Genomic DNA, 16,609 nt, shown 5'->3' with positions numbered 1-16,609 from the left:
TATAATTAAAATTTGATAGACAATTCAGCCCCTACACTTGTAGGGTTGTTATAGGTTGTTCTTTTTTTTGTTACAGTGTTATAATAATTCGGCTGTATGTTTAGGAAATTGTAGGCATTAATGGATAACCTGATCCGTTTTTTTATCTCTTTTGACAGGCGTAAAGAAAGGTTTGCATAAGGGAAGGGGAGTTTTCCTTCACCCTCTTTTGTGCTGGGTAGTGGGAGTAGGTGACCATAATCAGGGTTAGCAGCATCAAAATTTTCTATCTTGTAATAATTGCCGTTTTTATCCAGATAAGCCATTGGGTACTTGAAAGCATCGAAATTCTTTAAATATTGCTGCCAAATCATATCTGCGTATAAACTCACTACAAAGCCGAATTTAGGGATGTGTGTATCACTGTTTAATCTTGATGTTAAACTCCAGTTTCTGTTTCCTGTGCTTTCATAAATAGCATACCATGCTTTTTTTTCAGCCAGGATATCATCTTCGTTGGCTGGTCGCACGGTAAATCCAACGTTATGATAATTACTGAGACTGAATGAAGAATTAAAGCTGAAACTACTCTGTATGGCTTTGATTTTTTTGGTAGAAATAAACCATTCAACACCATAGTTTTCAGAAGTTACGCCATTTTTAATCACGTTTGCATCCAACTTAACATTTATACGAGTGTTTCCTGTATCAAAATACTCCGGCTTTCCTCCAGGGTTAGGAGTAATATCATAAATAGGAATTACCATTGGGTAGTAAGTCTGTTGGGCGTAAAAACCATCTGTGTTATTCTTGAAGTATCCAAAAATAGAAGTACTAAAGTTTTTTTTGTTCCAATTCAATCCTAATTCAAATTGTGTTGATTTTGAGGGTTTTAGATCTCTGTTGTCTGGAGTGTATTTTTGGGTGTAAACCAGAAATAGGTCTGTTTTAGCATTGCCGGTAAAATAATTGAGTAGGGGGATGTCGAAGTAAGTAGGACTAGGGTATCTGTATGCCATCGTTGGAGCTTTAGTGGCGATCCCATAAGCCATATTTACTTTTAAATCTTTTGCTATTGCATAGCTGCTGTTAATTCGTGGTTGCAAGGTTCCAAATCCATTCTGATTGTCATATCTTAAACCGGCACTCACATCAAAGACCTTGGAAAAAAGCTTAAAACTAAATTTATCTTCAATGTATGCACCTGTATTGATCAGGCTGGGAATTAATTCAAAATTATAGGGTCGTTCATTTTGCGAATTCCTTCCTGCCCATCTCGGTCTTTTAGAATCAAATAAAACTCCCTGGCCTTTGTTTGATGATAAAGAAAAGCTACCACCGATAGATAGGAAATGCTTAATTTTACCGGTATTAAATTGATTTAAGAAGCTTAGGTTTGCATTTACATTTATTGGCTTACCTACAATCTGATCTATAGCATTGAAGTTTCCATCTGTATAAAAGCCTTCGTAAACTCCTGTAGTATCCTTATCGGCTGTTGGTTTCGGACTACCACTTAGCCACCATTGGGTATAGGATTCCGTACTAGAAATATCGGCTCCTATAGACAGATTTATTCTGCGAAGGAATTTTCCGTTTATTTCGGCAGACAAACGTTCAGAAAAAGCGAAACGTCTGTTTTTAGAATAGGTCATTAAATCTTTTCCATCATCAGGATCTTCCTTTGCATCATCCAGTTTTTCACTAAAATCGAATGAAATTGTATTTTTTACCCCTTTGGTAAAGTATCCTGTCCACATTAAGCCACCACTTACGCGCTTATACTTTTTGAGTAAGTCTCTTGGATCATCATTACTGTTCAAGTAATTTAGATTAGCATTCAATGAGCCAAGTTTACCATTTAGCTTAAAACCTTTAGATAGAGAAACGTTTGTTGAACCTCCATTAAAACGCGTGTTGAACTGAAAGTCGGTTTTACCTGCCTGTCTGTTAATGATAACAGCTCCATCAGTTAAATCTCCATACTGAGCTGGTGCAACACCGGATATAATTTCAATGTTTTCAATATTATCGGCCGGTATTTCTCTTAAATCAACTCCACCAAATGTTACGTCATAAGAACGGCCATTCGCCCGGTCATTAATTGTTTCCAAACCATATTTGCCAATATTTTTGTTTTGCATATTGGCATTGTTACTTTGCACAAGTCCATCAATAATTATTGCCGTGCCAAGTGCATTGTTTAAGCTGCTGTTTCCTGTTGCATCAGACCTTAAAGTCAGGTTTTTAGCACCCTGAAGATCTAAAGCCGCATAGGTTTTGCCAGGAAGATTATTTAAAACGTCTACCAAACTAAATGCCTGAACCTGTTCAATCGCTTGCCGGTCGAAAAGAATAGAAGAGTTGGATAAGCCTGTAGATTTTCGCACAGCCGATACCTGCACTTCATTTAAACTTAAGTTTAATGTTTTAAGTCTGATTGTAATTGATTTCTGGTAGTCATTTAAATTTATTGTGGTGTCGCTTGATACTTTGCCAACTATGGTGGCGGAAATCGTAATTTGCTTTAATACACTTGAATTAATCGCAAAACTGAATTTTCCTTTATCATTGGTATAGGTGAGCCTGTCTGTATTTAAAAGTTTAACGGTTACAAAATCTAGGGGTTTGCTTTGTTCGTCTACAATGGTTCCATTTATGATTATTACACCTTGTTGTGCACTAATTGGTCCAACATACAGCCATGGCAGTATGATTAATACGTATTTGTAAAGTTGTTTCAATTTAGACTAGTTCTAATTAATGCTGTAAAAGTGTAATTATTATTCCTGTTACGCAAATTATTTAGAATAATTCTAATTTATGTGGTTTTGAACCAATCTATAGTTTTTCTGTACTAATCTAATGCCCAGTTTTTTATGAACGATTTACGCCCAGCTGACAGTATGAAAAAAAACCGAGTAAATGAATTGCTAGATTTGCGCCGCAATATCTATGCAATGATTTCTACAAAAAAACACCGTTTCTTTTTAAGTCTGTTCTTCTTCATGTCGGGTTTAAGCTTTGCTACCTGGGCTTCCAGAATTCCTACCATTAAAGCCACTTTCGATTTTAATGAAGCTGAGTTAGGTAGTCTTTTACTAGCCTTACCCATTGGTTCGTTGCTAGGTTTACCCCTTTCGGGCTGGTTAGTGTCAAAATACAACAGCCGTGTTCCATTAACAGTAGGGTATGGTTTAAATGCATTTTCCCTGGCATTTATTGGCTTTGCGCATCATACTTTTAGCTTGGTCGCTGCAGTTGTTTTATTTGCATTTACCACCAGGATTTTTAATATTTCTGTAAATACACAGGCGCTTACCTTGCAAAAAAGGTACGATAAAAAGATTGTGGGTTCTTTTCATGGATACTGGAGCATAGGTGGAATAGGAGGTATCCTGCTGTCGACACTTTTCCTGAAATTAAATGTACCCTTGCAATATCATTTTTTAGCTGTGGCTATTGTAATGCTTATGGTAACCTTATATTCTTACCAGTTTCTACTAAAAGGTGATCGCTCAGAAACAGGGAATAAGCTAATTTTAGGTAAACCTGATCCGTATATTTTTTATCTTGGAACCGTTGTTTTTCTATGCGCAATATGTGAAGGAGGTATGTTTGATTGGAGTGGGATCTACTTTCAGGAGATTATAAAAGTTGAAATTTTTACTTATGGCTACCTGATCTTTATGACCTTCATGGCCATGTCGAGGTTCGTGTCTGACTTAATTGTAGCGAGGTTTGGGATGCCCAAAACTTATATTATGAGTGCCAGTTGTATCATTTCAGGTATTAGTCTGGCTATTATCTTTCCATTTTTCTGGACGGCGATGGCTGGTTTTTCGTTGGTTGGATTTGGAACTGCTGCCATCATCCCAATGTCGTATGCCTTGGCCGGAGCATCAAAAAAATATTCTGCCGGAATGGCGATATCTATTATTGCAACCTATTCAATTACAGGAATGTTGCTTGGACCACCATTAATAGGTTATCTGGCGCACGCATTTAATTTAAGGGTGTCGTTTGTCATATTTGCCCTATGTGGCATATTGTTAATTCCCATCACGCAAATGTTCTTTAAACATCAAAGGCTTTCAAATAAAGTCTGATTATCCTTTATTTGAAAGCCTTTGCCTTTCCTTTTTCGTTTTAATGGTTGACTTAAGAAATCAAGAGCGGCTAAAAGTCGTGGGCAGCCCCATCAGCGGAATGCTTTAAGCTCGATTTTACTTTTCTTATTTCAGTGTCTTTAAAGTCCTTAAACTCTTTAGAAACCGTAGCTGCTTTACTTTTTACATTGTCGACTACTTGATCTTTCAAATCTACCAGATTATCTTTATGCATTGTTATATGGTCTTTTATGGACTGATAACCGTTTTTAATGCCATCAGCTGCATCCATGGCCTTATCTGAAATTCTTCCCCTTGTCTTTTTTCCACTCTCCGGAGCAAATAATACACCCAATACGGCTCCTACAGCAAGTCCGGCTAGTAATGCAACAACTGAACCGGTGGTGTCAGTGGGATTGTATGAAGGGGTTGGCATACGGCTGGAAATTAATTTCTTATAATTCATAACGATCTCTTTTATTGATTACAACACTTATACTCTTTATTAAACATCCAGTATGCCATTGTGTTTTGATAAATTTCATTAATTTATTTTAACCAGGGTTGGCCAAAGGGTCATTTAAAAAGAATAGGAATAGGGGTATGTAAGCATGCCTATTTTTTTAATCTTTATTAGAACCTTTTTAGGACGTTACTAGGTCCTTGCTAGGTCAAATAACTTAATATAGATTAAATAATGTTTTATAAATATTTTGATAATTTTTTAAAACATATTATCTCTTAGATGTGTTTAACAGTAAGGATTAACATTTTAGATATATCATATGGGAAAATTATTGGGAGGTCTTTATGGACCATTGGTTGGAACTACCGGGAATATAACGAGTTATGTTCTGAACGGGCAAAACGTAACCAGAATGCTTAGGCACAAGAGAACAAGAACCAGCGAAAAGCAGTTTAATAACGAAATGCGGATGAAAGTGATTAATGATTTCTTTTATCTGATGAAACCATTTTTAAAAGCCGGATTTAGTAATGCCGCGAGAAATTCGACTAAAAACTACTATAATCTTGCGGTGTCTTACAATAAAAGAGCGGCATTGAAAGGCTTGTATCCGAATGTAGAGATTGATTATCCAAATGTGGTTTTAAGTGATGGGGATTTACTGCCTGCTGAAAATCCCACCGTAGAAAGGACAGTTGCAGGTCTGGAATTTACCTGGGATACCGATGGTTTTGGTTGGGGAAATGGTGCTGATCAGGTGATGGTATTGGCTTATTTTCCTGAGGCAGAGCAACCTGTGTTTTTTAGTTACGGAGCGGAACGCATGGATGGAAAAGAGCTGTTGCCATTGCATCCTCCATTGCTGGAGTTACCTGCTCACATTTATATCTCTTTTGTTTCACCGGATCGCACAAGCGTTGCCAGAAGCACATATTTAGGAGAGGTTTAAAGTAGACTTTAAAAATTACTAAATAAAGACTAAACAGGGGGAGTTTATTGCCTATTTTTGTGTCGTGTATTTTTTACACTAACTACGATACAAAAATGAAGAAGAGTTTATTGACTTTAACCCTTGGCGGACTGGGGATTGGCATCACAGAATTTGTGATGATGGGCTTGTTACCCGACATTGCAAAAGATTTGTCCATTACCATCCCACAGGCTGGTCATTTGATTTCGGCTTATGCATTAGGGGTCGTTATTGGTGCTCCGCTTTTAGTCGCCATTGCAGGTAGTTATCCTCCCAAAAAGATATTAATGGCCTTGATGATGATGTTTGTTGCTTTTAATGCGCTTTCGGCATTTTCTCCCGATTATACCACCATGTTTATTGCTCGTTTGCTTGCAGGCTTACCTCACGGTGCATTTTTTGGTGTAGGATCGGTTGTAGCGAGTAAGCTTGCCGAAAAAGGAAAAGAAGCACAGGCTGTGTCGCTCATGTTTGCCGGTTTAACCATTGCAAACGTGATAGGGGTGCCTCTTGGAACCTTTATAGGGCACAATTATTCATGGCGATATACCTTTGTGATCATCGTTGTTGTTGGTTTAATTACGCTTTTAAGCTTGAAATTATGGATGCCTGGATTGCCTGCAACTAAAAACAGAGATTTGAAAAAAGAATTGAGTTTCTTTAAACTACCTGAAGCCTGGTTAATCATCTTAATGATTGCTATTGGAACAGGTGGATTGTTCTCCTGGTATAGTTATATCGCTCCTTTACTAACTGATGTTGGCGGTTTTTCACCTAACTCTATTACCTATGTGCTGGTGCTTGCCGGTTTGGGTATGCTGGTTGGTAATTTTATTGGCGGTAAGCTGGCTGATAAGTTTTCGCCTGCAAAAGCTTCAGTTTCATTGCTGATTGCAATGGCGGTTGCCCTGGTTATTGTTCATTTCATATCAACCAATCAGACACTTTCATTGGTTATGACCTTTGTTACCGGTGCGGTGGCTTTTGCACTTGCTGCACCAATTCAAATGTTGATGATCACTACAGCTAAAGGATCAGAGATGATTGCCGCATCTGTTAGCCAGGCTAGTTTTAATATTGGTAATGCTTTGGGGGCATTTTTAGGTGGGTTGCCTCTGGCCGCAGGATATGATTATACCTCGCCGGTAGCGGTAGGGACACTAATGGCATTAACAGGAGCTTTATTTGCCTGGATGCTCATTGCAAGGAATAAAAGACTGGCTATAGCAAGCTAGTTTGAATTGCTTGCTATAATTTGTAATTTTAGTTTCGTCTAGTTTATGATTAAATTATGGAAACAGGTTATTTATCAAGTGTTCAAAAGCAATTTGAATATTATAAAGTATTGGGTGAAAAAACCATTGCACAAGTTCCTGAAGATAAGCTGTTCTGGCAGTATAATGAGAATAGCAATAGCATTGCTACCATCATAAAACACCTGTCGGGTAATATGATTTCCCGCTGGACTGATTTCCTGACAACGGATGGGGAAAAACCTACGCGTAACAGGGAGGCGGAATTTGATAATGATATCAATAACAAAGAAGAGTTGCTTAAGCTGTGGGACGATGGCTGGAAATGTTTTTTAGGAGCATTGTATGCATTGAAAGATGGGGATTTGGGTAAAGAGATCTTTATCCGTAATATGGGCCATAGCATTACCGAAGCTATTAACAGACAACTGGCACATTACCCTTACCATATCGGCCAAATTGTGTTTATAGGCAAAATGATATGTGGAGAAAGCTGGGTTTCTTTATCCATTCCGAGGGGGAAATCGGATGTCTATAATGCAGAGAAATTTGCGAAACCAAAGCATAAGGAACACTTTACGGAAGAATTTACAGCGAAAAAAAGAGGAACGTAATTTATGACGATAATTGTAGCCACAGACTTTTCGGAGGTAGCGGAAAATGCAGTTGAATATGCCGCTGCAATAGCAAAACACAATAATGCTAAATTAATTCTTTACAATTCTTTTGTGATTCCAATGCACGCGGCTAATACACTTATGTCCGGTTCTAGTTTCCAGAAGTTATTAAATGAAAATGAGATCCGAATGATTGAAAGAGCTTTGTCTCTTTCCATAACTTATGATATTGAGGTGGGGCATGAATTTGCTTTTTCATTTATTGAGGACGAATTGAGGGAATTGCTGGTTAAGTATGATGCAGGATTAGTGGTATTGGGAATGCATACAAAGACCTTAGAACAGGATTTGTGGGGTAATACCACGACGACTGCTATAAAGAAATTAAAATTCCCGGTGCTGGCTGTACCGTTGGGGGCTAAATTTGAAGGTGTAAAGAAAGTGCTTTTTGCATGCGATGTATTGAGTGGAGTTTCGGAAAGAGTATTGATGAATGTTAAAGAGCTGGCATTGAGCTTAAATGCCGAAGTAGAGGTTTTTAATGTGAACAGGGCATTGGAAGAATTGAAAAAGGATGGGGCGGACTTGCTGGCTACCAATGCTATTGATGATGGTTTGGAAGGTATTACTTATTACTATAAGAATGTTAAATCAAATGCAGTGATTAAAGAAATTGAAAAGGAAATAGCGGTATTTGGTGCTGATATGTTGATTATGGTTCCGAAAAAATATGGCTTTTGGGCTTCTCTGGTCCATACCAGTAAAACCCGGATCATGGCTTCTGGTTTGAGCATTCCTTTACTTTCTATTCCAATATAAATCTAAATTCTCCGGTTATGGAACAAATTACTACAAAAGGCTTGTTACTTTTGGCTATATTATCGCCCTTATTAGCTGGGGCACAATTGAATAAAACAACACAAAAATCTAGAATGATTTATCCTGAAACGAAAGAAGTAGCTGTAAAAGACAATTATTTTGGAACTGAAGTTAGTGATCCATACCGTTGGCTGGAAGATGACCGATCGGAAGAGACCAAAGCATGGGTAGCTGCAGAGAATGCAGTTACGCAAAAATATATGGCTCAGATTCCTTTTCGTAATCTGATTAAAGCGCGTTTAACCCATTTGATGAATTATGAAAAGTATTCGCAGCCTTTTAAAGAAGGTGCATATACTTATTTTTATAAGAACACGGGTTTGCAAAATCAAAGTGTGTTGTATCGGCAGAAGGGTGATCAGGAGGCAGAGGTTTTTCTTGATCCAAATACCTTTTCCAGGGATGCAACTACTTCAATGGCCAGCATAAATTTTTCAAAGGATGGAAGCCTGTGTGCATATCAACTTTCTGCCGGTGGCTCTGACTGGACAAGTGTAGTGGTGATGAAAACTACTGATAAAACCATTATTGGTGACGCGCTAACTGATGTGAAATTTTCGGGTATTGCCTGGCAGGGTAACGAAGGATTTTATTATTCTAGTTATGATAAACCTAAAGAGGGCAGTCAGTTATCTGGTTTAACCCAATATCACAAGTTATTTTTCCATAAGTTGGGTACGCCTCAAAAGGACGATGTATTGGTCTTTGGTGGCGAAAAAACACCGCGCAGGTATGTTGGGGCCGGGCTTACTGAAGATGAGCATTACCTCATTATCTCGGCAGCGAATACAACTTCGGGGAATGAACTTTACATCAAGGATCTTAAGGTACCTGGATCTGCAATCATTAGTGTTGTCGATAACTTTGACCAAAACCATTCTGTTGTAGATAATGAAGGGACTAAACTTTATATCTATACCAATTTAAACGCGCCAAATGGACGTATCGTTACGGTTGATGCTGCTGATCCGAAACCGGCAAACTGGAAAGAGTTGATCAAGGAAACAGCAAATGTTTTAACGCCCTCTACCGGTGGTGGTAAGTTGTTTGCCAATTATATCGTAGATGCTGTTACCAGGGTGCTGCAATATGATATGAATGGTAAGCTGGAGCATGAAATTGTGCTTCCTGGATTGGGAACTGCAATAGGCTTTAGCAGTAAAAAGCATGAAAAGGAATTGTTTTATACTTTTACCTCTTATGTATATCCTACCACCATTTTTAAATATGATGTGGCCAATGGGAAATCTGTTTTATATAAGAAATCGGGTGTAGATTTTGACCCTTTACAATACGAATCGAAGCAATTCTTCTATGCCTCTAAAGATGGGACAAAAGTACCAATCATCATCACTTATAAAAAGGGTACTCCGCTAAACGGTAAAAATCCTACTGTTTTGTATGGTTACGGAGGTTTTAATATCAGTCTTACGCCAGCTTTCAGTACTTCTGTTGTCGCTTTGTTAGAACAGGGTGGTATCTATGCTGTTGCTAATTTACGTGGTGGTGGTGAATATGGTGAACAATGGCATTTGGCAGGGACAAAGCTGCAAAAGCAAAATGTGTTTGATGATTTCATCGCTGCGGCCGAGTATTTGATTGCTCAGAAATACACTTCTAAGGATTACCTCGCAATTATGGGTGGCTCCAATGGTGGACTGTTGGTAGGGGCTACTATGGCACAACGTCCGGATTTGTTTAAGGTTGCTTTTCCGGCGGTAGGTGTATTGGATATGTTGCGCTATCATAAATTTACCTCAGGAGCAGGCTGGGCTTATGATTATGGCACATCTGAAGATAGTGAGAGGATGTTTGAATACTTGTATAAATACTCACCATTACATGCATTAAAACCGGGTATTGCTTATCCTGCTACATTGGTAACTACTGCCGATCATGATGATCGGGTAGTGCCGGCACACTCTTTCAAATTTGCGGCTACGTTGCAAAAAGATCAGGGCGGGGATGCACCTGTATTGATTAGTATTCAGACCAATGCCGGTCATGGTGCCGGAAAACCTACGGATAAAGCAATTGAAGAGATTGCAGATAAGTGGGCATTTATGTTTTACAATATGGGGTTGACTTATAAATCTGTACAATAATTTATAACTATATTAGGTTTGTAAAACTATAACAACAAACCATGAAACAAACAATTATCTTAATCACATTTACCATTATGAGTTTATTTGCTTCGGCACAATCTAAGGACGAGACTAAAATTGCAGAATTAACTGAAAAACTACGCTTAGCGATGATTAGCGGGAATAAGGCTGACCTGGAAAGCCTGGTAACCCCTAATCTAACTTATGGGCATTCGAACGGGTCAGTACAAGATAAAGCAGCTTTTGTAACCGCTTTATCTACTAAAGCCTCTGATTTTAAAACCATCGAACTATCAGAGCAATCTATTACTGTGGCAGGCAATACTGCTATAGTTCGTCACATTTTAAGAGGTAACACCAACGATGGTGGCATTCCAGGTAAAGTTAATCTTGGTGTGGTGCTGGTATGGGAGAAAGCAGCTGGCGAATGGAAATTATTAGCCAGACGCTCATTCAAGATCAGCTATTAATGATTTATTTTGTCAATTAATTTAGACACATCGCTCTCACCGCTAGTATAGAATTCGAGATTTTTATCTTTTCCATATAAGTACAGAGAAGGAAATTGGTTAGGATGAAACAAGGGAATAAAAACGTGATCTTTGTCTTGTAGTACTGTAACATTTTTCATGGCCTTTAACGGCTTTCCAAAGTTGTCCATAAAATAATTGACGGAACGAAGTTCGTCTTGTGAAACGAGGTAAAAGTTGACGCCAGTCAGCTCTTTACTTCGTTTTGATAAATTTGACGCTACTCTCTGACAATGCTCGCAAGTGGCATCAAATAGCATGATCAAGGATTTCGTACCTTTTGGAATTAGGTCTGTAGAAAAAGTCTTCCCATCGGCTTTATAAAAAACGGCTTTAGGCATGGCAGTGCCTGCGGTTGGTGTTTGTGCAAAAACGGCTACCGAACTCATGGTAATGATAAGGGCAAGGAATAGTTGTTTCATAGCTTATTAATTTTAATACGTTTGCTAATATCTGAATTTTTTAAACAATTTTGGCGAATAGTGCTGAAGGGAAAAATAGGGTAAAAGTGCTGCCTTTGTTTACTTCAGAGCTGACTTTAATTTCAATACCATGGTATTGACAAATGCTTTTTACAATAGAAAGTCCAAGTCCGTGTCCTACGTTTTCGGATAGGTTGGTTTTTCTAAAACGGTCAAATATGAATGCTTGTTCTTCCGTAGAAATACCGATACCGGTGTCGGCAATAGCAATCAGGTATCCTTTATTGATCAGTTGATCGCTTATTGTAATACTTCCATTATCTACATTGTACTTAATGGCGTTATTGATCAGGTTATAGAACAATTGAAATAACAAATCATGATTTACACCTTTTAGTAATGGATTTTGGGTCAGGTTAACTGCTATGTTAAGTCCTTTTTCTTCTAAACGGTGACTGATTTCTTCGATGACTTCATCGATAAGGTCTGCTGGCTTTATTGCATCTGATTTAACGAATTGTTCGTTTTCTATTCTTGATATCAGGAGCAGGGAGTTTGAGATTTTCTTTAGCCTGTTGAGCGTTTTCATCATTTCCATAATTTTGAGTGTCACAGTATCACTCAGTTGTCCGTCGCCAATCAGGTTTTCCATTTTGTTTTGAAGAATGCTGATCGGGGTCATCAATTCATGTGAAGCATTGGCTGTAAATTCGCGTTCTTTTTCGAAGGCCTCATTAATCTGATCCATCAATAATACCAGCGATTCATCAAGGTACTTAAAGTCGTACGTAGAGGTACGAACCGGGGCTGAGTAATCTTTAAAGGGGAATTTCCTGTTGATCAGTTTTGATCTAATGATTCTTCCTAAGGGACTAATGAGGGTTCTGGTAAAGAGGAGGTCGAATAGCAAACTCGCGATAATCAGTCCTATGAGTACATATAAGGCTGTTCGTTGCAAGGGTTTGTTGTATTGATTGATGCTGTTTATGGTTTTTCCGATTTCGAGTAAATAAGGTTTATGATCGAAATTAAAGGTATGCATCAGGATTCTGTAGGTTAGGGTATCCTGTTCTACTACGCGTTGTGCTGTTTTTATGGTATCAATTGTGATCCCTTTGATCGCAGGTTCTAAGGCTATATATTCTTCCTTAAGCATGGTATAACTTCCATAGCTGTCATCGTTTTGCAGGTAGTGCTTTATTCCTTTTTGCTCGACTATTTTGAGTACCTTATCTTGCTGTCTGCGTAAAGAATAGGTGGTGTATTCGGCAACAATTCCATCAACCAGAAAGGGCAATAGAATGATGAAAAGCAAGACTACGGCTAGCTTAGAACCAGTAATAAACAGGATTAATTTTGAAGATAGCTTCACGTTATTTTTTTATTCTATAACCGACCCCACGCACTGTTTCGAGGAAATCTGCGGGTGCCCATGCATTTAATTTCTTTCTGATATTTTTAATGTGGGCGTCAATATAGTTAGAGTCGTAATCGTCGTCTGCAAAGGTACCCCATATATGTTCGCTAAGTTGCATTCTGGTGAGCACGCGGTTGCTATGGAGGAACAGGTAGCTGAGCAGGTCAAATTCTTTGCGCGAAAGTTCTATCTGGTTTTCCTGAAAAAGGATAAGCCGCTTTTGCAGATCGAGCCTAAAATCTCCTAATGCCAATAGTTCTTCTTTGAGATTAAATTTACGACGTGCAATGGCCTGCATTCTGGATTGTAGTTCGAGCAATGAAAATGGTTTTGGCAGGTAATCGTCAGCTCCAAGGTCGAGGCCGGCAATGCGATCTTCGAGTTTACCTCTGGCAGTAAGGATAATATATGCGGCATCTGGATTGTGTTTCTTTGCTTTTGGGAGCAGGGTTAGACCATCTCCATCGGGCAGGCCGAGATCTAGCAGAATGAAATCATAGCTGTTCATCTCCATCTTTTCCAGTCCATCTTTAATATTGTGCGCAAGATCACAGATGTAAAAAGCCTTTTTTAAGAAATCTTCCATTTCATAGGCCAGCGTTTTTTCATCTTCTACAATCAAAACTTTCATGCCGTATGCTTAGTTGTTTTTTCTTTTGTTATCCTGATCGGGCTTTTCTTTTTTGTCAGGCTGTTTAACCTCGCCTGGTTTTTCCTGTTTTCTGGATTGGGGAACTTCTTTTACCTCTGGTTTTTTATTCTCCTGCTTCTTATCTCTTTTATCCTGATAGAAACTTGAATCCGAAATCGCGGATATAGTGGTGCGATTACTGGCGAAAGAACCTATAGGAAGCCATATGATAAGTAGGACTGTAACAATTGACCGGAATAACAGATTAATGTTCATGATGTAAATATACTAAAGCGCCCGAAAAAGAAGTTACCTATTTCAACTATTACAAAGTTGATTATTGAAGATGAAATTAAGATGAAAAAGAAAAATATACTAAATAATTCTAAAATTTCATGTTGATTTCATGTTCAGTTTGGAGATTTGGCTTAACAACACACAAATGAAACATTAAATATTAAGGTTATGAAGAAGTTAGTAGTATTAGGAATCCTTGGTATAATAGGATGGTTGCCGTTTAAGGCAGATGCACAGGTAAGAATCAGTGTAAATATTGGTTCACAGCCTTTATGGGGGCCTGTAGGCTATGATTATGTAGATTATTATTATTTGCCCGATATCGAATGTTATTACAACGTGCCAAAGCGACAGTTCATTTATATGGATAGGAACAGGTGGATCTTCTCTACTTCTCTTCCGTCAAGATATAGGGGATATGATCTTTATGGTGGTTACAAAGTAGTTGTAAACGGCAGAGATCCATATAGAAATTTTGACAGAGATAGGGTTGCTTATGCCAGATACAGACAGGTTAGAGGTCAGCAGGTGATCAGGTATAGCAATGATTCCAGGTATTATGTAGTGAAAGGTCACCCGCACGGAATGCCTCCAGGACAAGCTAAAAAGTATTATTCAAGAGATAACGATAGAGGTCACGGCAAATGGGATCGTGGTGGTGATAGAGGTAGGAATAATCATGAAGGTCGTGGTAATGATCACGGCAGAGGAAGACATTAATAAACACACAATTAAACCGAAAGGGTGCTACATTTACTGTATGCACCCTTTTTTTGTGGTAAAGGGATTCTTTTCCGGTACAGTTTACCTTCGTGTGCAAATGCTACGGTTTGTGATACTCTTGACACGGCCTCTGCAGAGCAGCTTGCTTCTATCAATACAAATTCGGCACTGACATTCGTTTTAGGCCACTCCATATTCCCATCTTTATTTAAGGGAAGTACATTATGGGTTGCAAAACGTAGTGTTCTGGAGAGGTCAAATTCGGTTCGCCAACCGTATAATTCTGCAATCAGGTTGGCTTTCTGAAGCATATTGCCTGAACCGAATGTGCCTATTGGGTTATGTGAGAAAAATATATTAAATAATTCTAAAATTTCATGTTGATTTCATGTTCGGTTTGGAGATTTGACTTAACAACACACAAATGAAACATTAAATATTAAGGTCATGAGAAAGTTAATAGTATTAGGAATCCTCGGTATAATAGGATGGATGCCATTTAAGGCAGATGCACAGGTAAGCATCAATGTAAATATTGGTTCGCAACCATTATGGGGACCAGTAGGTTATGATTATGTAGATTATTATTATTTGCCGGATATCGAATGTTATTACAATGTATCAAGGCAAGAGTTCATTTATTTGGACAACAACAGGTGGATTTTTTCTGCTTCCCTTCCATCAAGATATAGAGGATATGATCTTTACAATGGTTATAAAGTAGTTGTGAATTCCAGAGATCCATATAGGAATTTTGATAGAGATAGGGTTGCTTATGCGAGATATAGACAGGTTAGAGGTCAACAAGTGATCAGGTACAGCAATGATTCCAGGTATTATGTAGTGAATGGTCATCCGCACGGAATGCATCAGGAACAATCTAGAAGGTATTATTCAAGAGATAATGACAGGGATCATGGCAGATGGGATCGTGGTGAAAGGAATCATGATGATAGAGGTCGTGATGACAGAGGCCGCGGCGATAGAGGTAGGAATGACTACGATGGTCGTGGTAATGATCACGGAAGAGGAAGACATTAATAAACACACAATTAAACCGAAAGGGTGCCCGAAAATGCATTGTCCCCAAAAAGTTAGATACTTTCTGGGGACAATGCATTTTTGCCAATATACAAATCGTTTACTTTATTATAGAATGTTTTTATAGATTAGCCAAAAATTAAACATTGAAATAAGAAACAAAAAACAGCTTATAAAATATAAATTATGGCACTTATCAATCCACACATTAATTTCAATGGAAATGCCGAAGAAGCATTCAATTTTTACAAATCAGTATTTGGCGGTGAGTTCGTAAAGATTATACGCTTTAAAGATGTATCAAACCCTGAATATCCATTAGCAGAAAATGATGCAAATAAGATAATGCACATTGCTTTGCCAATTGGCAAGAACATTTTAATGGCCAATGACGTTCCGGAAAGTATGGGACAAGTAAATGAAAATGAAAACAGGTCTAAGATATCTATCAGTGCTGAAAGTCGTGAAGAAGCCGACAAATTATTTAACGGACTTTCAGCAGGCGGAAATATTGAAGTGCCTATTGGAGACAGTCCCTGGGGTTCGTATTTTGGAATGTTTAGAGACAAATTCGGTATTGAATGGATGGTGGATTTTGACCCCAACGCCTAACAGCGGTCATTGTAAAACGACAGTGTTTAAAAAAGAGAAATATTAAAAAGACAGAAATCAGATGACACATACAGAAATTATAACATTGAACTTTGAAGAAATCAGAAGAAGAAGTATTAAACTTTGGACAGGATTAGTACCTGAAACTTACTTTTGGAGACCGGACATCAAAGCAATGAGTTGCCTTGAAATGATAAGGCATGTTTTAGAAGGAGAACATTTATTCCATAAAATCTTGGACAACAGGGGTAATATTGGTGACTATGTTTCGCCTTGGAAAGACATACCCTATACGAACTTGCAAGACGAACTTAACTTTGCAAAACCGTACAGAGAGAAATTCCTTTCGGCAATTAAATCATTTAGTGCAGACGATTTAACTTCCATAGAAATTGTTCGTTCTGAAAAGGGGCAAAGAAGAAGACTGGGAGACTATTTACAGCGAATTGCCTATCACGAAGCAGTCCACGCCGGACAATTACTCTCATATTTCAGGACACTTGGACTTGACAGACCACAAATTTGGGACTAATAAATCCCGGGGTAGTTTTTCAC

General features: G+C 38.2%; 18 protein-coding genes. 11 read left to right on the top strand and 7 right to left on the bottom strand.

Going from position 1 to position 16,609, the window contains the following annotated elements:
• Positions 1-5: 5 nt before the first annotated feature.
• On the bottom strand, positions 6-2,723 hold the full coding sequence (locus tag P0Y49_11815) for a TonB-dependent receptor (GenBank protein ID WEK17481.1): 2,718 nt from the start codon (positions 2,721-2,723) through the stop codon (positions 6-8).
• A gap of 162 nt (positions 2,724-2,885) precedes the next feature.
• Here P0Y49_11815 and P0Y49_11810 point away from each other — a divergent pair, with 162 nt between their 5' ends.
• Entirely contained in the window at positions 2,886-4,088 is a 1,203-nt protein-coding gene (locus P0Y49_11810) for an MFS transporter (GenBank protein ID WEK17480.1), read from the top strand.
• Between the two features lie 70 nt (positions 4,089-4,158).
• Here the strand turns inward: P0Y49_11810 and P0Y49_11805 are convergent, their stop codons facing one another.
• Positions 4,159-4,554: a YtxH domain-containing protein gene (locus P0Y49_11805; GenBank protein WEK17479.1), complete on the bottom strand. Its 396-nt coding sequence runs from the start codon at positions 4,552-4,554 to the stop codon at positions 4,159-4,161.
• Between the two features lie 319 nt (positions 4,555-4,873).
• Here P0Y49_11805 and P0Y49_11800 point away from each other — a divergent pair, with 319 nt between their 5' ends.
• The 6 genes from P0Y49_11800 (at position 4,874) to P0Y49_11775 (ending at position 10,851) form a co-directional block, all read left to right on the top strand.
• Positions 4,874-5,503 (top strand): DUF6266 family protein, encoded by a 630-nt coding sequence (locus tag P0Y49_11800; protein WEK17478.1) that lies wholly within the window; start codon positions 4,874-4,876, stop codon positions 5,501-5,503.
• A 95-nt stretch (positions 5,504-5,598) separates the two neighbouring features.
• Positions 5,599-6,759: an MFS transporter gene (locus tag P0Y49_11795; GenBank protein WEK17477.1), complete on the top strand. Its 1,161-nt coding sequence runs from the start codon at positions 5,599-5,601 to the stop codon at positions 6,757-6,759.
• Positions 6,760-6,815: 56 nt separating this feature from the next.
• The gene (locus P0Y49_11790) at positions 6,816-7,391 is read left to right on the top strand and encodes a DUF1572 family protein (GenBank protein WEK17476.1); all 576 of its coding nucleotides are present in this window, start codon (positions 6,816-6,818) and stop codon (positions 7,389-7,391) included.
• 3 nt (positions 7,392-7,394) lie between these two features.
• Complete coding sequence (locus tag P0Y49_11785) at positions 7,395-8,213, top strand: universal stress protein (GenBank protein ID WEK17475.1); 819 nt, start codon at positions 7,395-7,397, stop codon at positions 8,211-8,213.
• Between the two features lie 113 nt (positions 8,214-8,326).
• The gene (locus P0Y49_11780; protein WEK21792.1) at positions 8,327-10,378 is read left to right on the top strand and encodes a prolyl oligopeptidase family serine peptidase; all 2,052 of its coding nucleotides are present in this window, start codon (positions 8,327-8,329) and stop codon (positions 10,376-10,378) included.
• A 41-nt stretch (positions 10,379-10,419) separates the two neighbouring features.
• Entirely contained in the window at positions 10,420-10,851 is a 432-nt protein-coding gene (locus P0Y49_11775) for a nuclear transport factor 2 family protein (protein ID WEK17474.1), read from the top strand.
• Here P0Y49_11775 and P0Y49_11770 read toward each other — a convergent pair.
• From P0Y49_11770 to P0Y49_11755, 4 genes are read right to left on the bottom strand one after another with little or no spacing between them, the layout of a single operon-like run.
• Entirely contained in the window at positions 10,848-11,333 is a 486-nt protein-coding gene (locus P0Y49_11770; protein WEK17473.1) for a redoxin domain-containing protein, read from the bottom strand. The two genes, P0Y49_11775 and P0Y49_11770, sit on opposite strands and share 4 nt — an antisense overlap.
• Positions 11,334-11,373: 40 nt before the next feature.
• Entirely contained in the window at positions 11,374-12,705 is a 1,332-nt protein-coding gene (locus P0Y49_11765; GenBank protein ID WEK17472.1) for a HAMP domain-containing sensor histidine kinase, read from the bottom strand.
• 1 nt (position 12,706) lies between these two features.
• The gene (locus P0Y49_11760) at positions 12,707-13,381 is read right to left on the bottom strand and encodes a response regulator transcription factor (GenBank protein WEK17471.1); all 675 of its coding nucleotides are present in this window, start codon (positions 13,379-13,381) and stop codon (positions 12,707-12,709) included.
• A 9-nt stretch (positions 13,382-13,390) separates the two neighbouring features.
• A complete protein-coding gene (locus P0Y49_11755) occupies positions 13,391-13,657 on the bottom strand; it encodes a hypothetical protein (GenBank protein WEK17470.1) in 267 nt (88 codons plus the stop codon).
• Between the two features lie 189 nt (positions 13,658-13,846).
• Here P0Y49_11755 and P0Y49_11750 point away from each other — a divergent pair, with 189 nt between their 5' ends.
• Entirely contained in the window at positions 13,847-14,398 is a 552-nt protein-coding gene (locus P0Y49_11750) for a hypothetical protein (protein WEK17469.1), read from the top strand.
• An 11-nt stretch (positions 14,399-14,409) separates the two neighbouring features.
• Here the strand turns inward: P0Y49_11750 and P0Y49_11745 are convergent, their stop codons facing one another.
• Positions 14,410-14,712, bottom strand: coding sequence for a hypothetical protein (locus tag P0Y49_11745; protein WEK17468.1), 303 nt, complete (start codon positions 14,710-14,712; stop codon positions 14,410-14,412).
• 136 nt (positions 14,713-14,848) lie between these two features.
• On the opposite strand from P0Y49_11745, the gene P0Y49_11740 reads away from it, so the two are divergent.
• From P0Y49_11740 to P0Y49_11730, 3 genes are all read left to right on the top strand, one after another.
• A complete protein-coding gene (locus P0Y49_11740) occupies positions 14,849-15,442 on the top strand; it encodes a hypothetical protein (protein ID WEK17467.1) in 594 nt (197 codons plus the stop codon).
• A 186-nt stretch (positions 15,443-15,628) separates the two neighbouring features.
• The gene (locus P0Y49_11735) at positions 15,629-16,054 is read left to right on the top strand and encodes a VOC family protein (protein WEK17466.1); all 426 of its coding nucleotides are present in this window, start codon (positions 15,629-15,631) and stop codon (positions 16,052-16,054) included.
• A 61-nt stretch (positions 16,055-16,115) separates the two neighbouring features.
• A complete protein-coding gene (locus tag P0Y49_11730; protein WEK17465.1) occupies positions 16,116-16,586 on the top strand; it encodes a DinB family protein in 471 nt (156 codons plus the stop codon).
• Positions 16,587-16,609 lie beyond the last annotated feature (23 nt).

The sequence above is a fragment of the Candidatus Pedobacter colombiensis genome (assembly GCA_029202485.1).
GTDB lineage: Bacteria > Bacteroidota > Bacteroidia > Sphingobacteriales > Sphingobacteriaceae > Pedobacter > Pedobacter colombiensis.
The sequence above is the reverse complement of the archived record's forward strand: the minus strand, read 5'-3'. Positions and strand labels throughout refer to the sequence as shown.

Coding starts and splice junctions, on each gene's coding strand:
- P0Y49_11800 (WEK17478.1), top strand. CDS start 4,874: ATGGGAAAATTATTGGGAGGTCTTTATGGACCATTGGTTGGAACTACC.
- P0Y49_11810 (WEK17480.1), top strand. CDS start 2,886: ATGAAAAAAAACCGAGTAAATGAATTGCTAGATTTGCGCCGCAATATC.
- P0Y49_11770 (WEK17473.1), bottom strand. CDS start 11,333: ATGAAACAACTATTCCTTGCCCTTATCATTACCATGAGTTCGGTAGCC.
- P0Y49_11760 (WEK17471.1), bottom strand. CDS start 13,381: ATGAAAGTTTTGATTGTAGAAGATGAAAAAACGCTGGCCTATGAAATG.
- P0Y49_11740 (WEK17467.1), top strand. CDS start 14,849: ATGAGAAAGTTAATAGTATTAGGAATCCTCGGTATAATAGGATGGATG.
- P0Y49_11780 (WEK21792.1), top strand. CDS start 8,327: ATGATTTATCCTGAAACGAAAGAAGTAGCTGTAAAAGACAATTATTTT.
- P0Y49_11755 (WEK17470.1), bottom strand. CDS start 13,657: ATGAACATTAATCTGTTATTCCGGTCAATTGTTACAGTCCTACTTATC.
- P0Y49_11790 (WEK17476.1), top strand. CDS start 6,816: ATGGAAACAGGTTATTTATCAAGTGTTCAAAAGCAATTTGAATATTAT.
- P0Y49_11750 (WEK17469.1), top strand. CDS start 13,847: ATGAAGAAGTTAGTAGTATTAGGAATCCTTGGTATAATAGGATGGTTG.
- P0Y49_11745 (WEK17468.1), bottom strand. CDS start 14,712: ATGCTTCAGAAAGCCAACCTGATTGCAGAATTATACGGTTGGCGAACC.
- P0Y49_11775 (WEK17474.1), top strand. CDS start 10,420: ATGAAACAAACAATTATCTTAATCACATTTACCATTATGAGTTTATTT.
- P0Y49_11795 (WEK17477.1), top strand. CDS start 5,599: ATGAAGAAGAGTTTATTGACTTTAACCCTTGGCGGACTGGGGATTGGC.
- P0Y49_11785 (WEK17475.1), top strand. CDS start 7,395: ATGACGATAATTGTAGCCACAGACTTTTCGGAGGTAGCGGAAAATGCA.
- P0Y49_11805 (WEK17479.1), bottom strand. CDS start 4,554: ATGAATTATAAGAAATTAATTTCCAGCCGTATGCCAACCCCTTCATAC.
- P0Y49_11735 (WEK17466.1), top strand. CDS start 15,629: ATGGCACTTATCAATCCACACATTAATTTCAATGGAAATGCCGAAGAA.
- P0Y49_11730 (WEK17465.1), top strand. CDS start 16,116: ATGACACATACAGAAATTATAACATTGAACTTTGAAGAAATCAGAAGA.